Consider the following 1,913-nt stretch of genomic DNA (forward strand, 5'->3'; position numbering starts at 1 on the left):
GGCTGCTACCCCGGCGCGGGGGGGGGGGGCCCAGCCGCTGGGGCTCCATTTCGAAGGGCCGTTCCTCAACCCGGAGCGCGCCGGCGCGCACGACCGCCGGTTCCTGCTCCTCCCGGATGCGCGCATCGTCCAGCAGTGGGCTCCGCTGGAGCGGGTGCGCATGGTGACGCTGGCGCCGGAACTGCCCGGCGCGCTGGAGCTTATCGAGCGACTGCGGAGGGCCGGCGTGACGGCGGCGCTGGGCCACAGCCAGGCGACGTATGCGGAAGCGAAAGCCGCCTTTGACGCCGGCGCGCGTTTTGTCACCCATTTGTTCAACGCGATGCGTCCGCTTCATCACCGCGAACCCGGCCTGGCCGGCGCGGCGCTGGAGGACCCGCGCGTGCGCGTCAGCGTGATTGCGGACGGCGTGCACCTGCATCCGGCCGCGGTGCGCATGGTCTGGAACCTGAAACCGCCCAAGCTGATCGCCCTGGTGACCGATGCGATGGCCGCCGCCGGCGATGCCCCTTCCATGGAACGCTACGGCGAGATCGTGGTGGACAGGGAGGCGGGCACGGTGCGACTGCCGGATGGCACGCTGGCCGGCTCTATCCTCACCATGGACCAGGCCCTGCGCAACTTGATCCAAATGACGGAATGCTCGCCTTTGGAGGCCCTGCAGTGCGTCAGCACGACGCCGGCGGCTGTCATCGGCTGGGGCGGGCGCAAGGGGTGGCTTCGTCGCGGCTATGACGCCGACATCGTCCTGCTGACGCCGGAGCTCCAGGTGGTGGGCACGATCATCGCCGGCGAGCTGGTTTACTGGGCCGGCGAGCCGGAGCGCCTGCGCCGATAGCCCATTAGTTCAGCCGCACTCCACCAGTGTCTTGGGAAATGTGCCCAGCGGCCGGCACCCGTTCGTTGTCACGATATAATTGTCCTCCAGACGCATGCCGCCCTTCCCTGGGACATACAGTCCTGGCTCCAGGGTCAGCACCATGCCCTCCTGGAGGATATCCGGGCTGTGTGGGACGATAAAGGGCGGGTAGTGCGCGCCTTTGCCCACGGCGATGCCGATGCCGTGGCCGGCATGATGGAACATACTGCCGCCGGCCGGCATATGGCGTTCCACGTATCCCCGCACGATGTGGTCCAGCTCTGCCGCCGGCAGTCCCGGACGGATGGCCGCCTCTCCGCGGGCCAGGGCGTCTTCCAGCACGGCGTGCCATTCCCTCTGCCAGGGCGCCGGCGCCCCGACCACAAATGTCCTGGTCGTATCGGCCTGGTAGCCGCGGATGACGGGATAGATGTCGGCAATGAGCAGGTCGCCGGCCTGAAAGGTATAGCCTACCGGCGCACAGCCGCCCTGACCGGTGATGGCCGGCCCGCCCGAAAACTCCCCATGCAGATCGAAGGCTCCGCCCAGATGTGCCGCCATGGCACGCCAGGCCGCGCTGAAGGCCTCGTAGTCGCTGACACCCGGACGCAGGACGGCCTGTGCGGCCGCGAACCCGATATCGTTCAGCCGCACGGCGAAGGCGAGCTGTTCCTGCTCCCAGGCATCCTTGATCACGCGTTGGTGATAGAGAAATGCACCGACGTCGTGCAGATGTTCGGGGGCAAAGCCGGCGGCCTGTGCCAGCCCAACGGGGAAGTAATGTGCATCCACACCGACAGGCCGGCCGGCCAGGCCCAGCTCATGGATGGCGGCGGCAAAGGCGCGCTCTCGCTCCGCATATTCATCCACGAAGCGCGACAGGTCGGCCAGGGTGAGGTTGGGATAGGCCATGACTTCCAGCGGGTCGGATGCGGCCGGCAGGGCCGACGTGTTCACCCCGTACTGCGGCACAACGGCGACAGCACGCTCCGCATTGAGCGCGAGCAAGGAGGGAAAGTTGAGGTTAGGCAGGAGGCCGGTCAGGTAGAAGAAA

2 protein-coding genes are annotated in these 1,913 nt (G+C 67.7%); one reads left to right on the forward strand and one right to left on the reverse strand.

Features of this window, described 5'->3' with window-relative positions; all coding sequences use genetic code 11:
- A partial coding sequence (gene nagA, locus H5T60_14455) for an N-acetylglucosamine-6-phosphate deacetylase (protein MBC7243632.1) occupies positions 1 to 838 on the forward strand: 838 nt, incomplete at its 5' end.
- Between the two features lie 9 nt (positions 839 to 847).
- Here the strand turns inward: nagA and H5T60_14460 are convergent.
- Positions 848 to 1,867, reverse strand: a complete 1,020-nt coding sequence (locus H5T60_14460; protein MBC7243633.1) for an aminopeptidase P family protein — start codon at positions 1,865 to 1,867, stop codon at positions 848 to 850.
- Positions 1,868 to 1,913 lie beyond the last annotated feature (46 nt).

Source organism: Anaerolineae bacterium (assembly GCA_014360855.1).
In the GTDB taxonomy this organism is placed as follows: Bacteria; Chloroflexota; Anaerolineae; order JACIWP01; family JACIWP01; genus JACIWP01.